Raw genomic sequence first — 545 nt, 5'->3', positions numbered from 1 at the left:
GTGAGTCGGTGCTTAGGATGCTTGATGAGGCAGTGAAAAATGCTAGAAATGAAAGAGAAGATGTGATGCCTGAAGTAGTTAGGATTTTAGAAGAAAATGCTAGCGAAAAGATGTTTACCGGAGACCATATTAATCGTCCGGAGATTGAAATTGTTTATAAGCAGCTTAAAGAACAGCATGTACTTTTACTCACTGGGATTTCTTTTTGCGGCAAGACTCATACCGCTGAGCTTATAGCAGAGAGATTTAGACGTGAAGGATATGTATGTTCTAAGGTACCAACGGTAGACGACGCCATAAGATTTCTAAATCATATAAGCATTGAAAACCGTCTATGTATACTTGAAGATCCTTTTGGGGGGACAGAAATATTACCAAGATCTGCAGATATTTGGGGGAAATTAAGCACGTTAACAACAAAAACAGATAACCATAGAAAATTAATTGTAACATCAAGAAGTGACTTAATACAGATGATTACAAGAAAAACTGATATAGATAGTTGGAAAATACAAAATTTTAACTGGAATGATTTAACTGTTCGT

Annotated in this window: 1 protein-coding gene; it reads left to right on the top strand. The window is 35.8% G+C overall.

The window, feature by feature from the left end:
• Positions 1-17 precede the first annotated feature (17 nt).
• Positions 18-545 (top strand): hypothetical protein (locus WDC82_RS25125; protein ID WP_340120196.1); only part of this gene is annotated, 528 nt, incomplete at its 3' end.

The organism is Pelagibius sp. 7325, from assembly GCF_037652055.1.
Lineage (GTDB): Bacteria > Pseudomonadota > Alphaproteobacteria > Kiloniellales > Kiloniellaceae > Pelagibius.
This window is presented reverse-complemented; position numbering and strand designations above follow the sequence as displayed.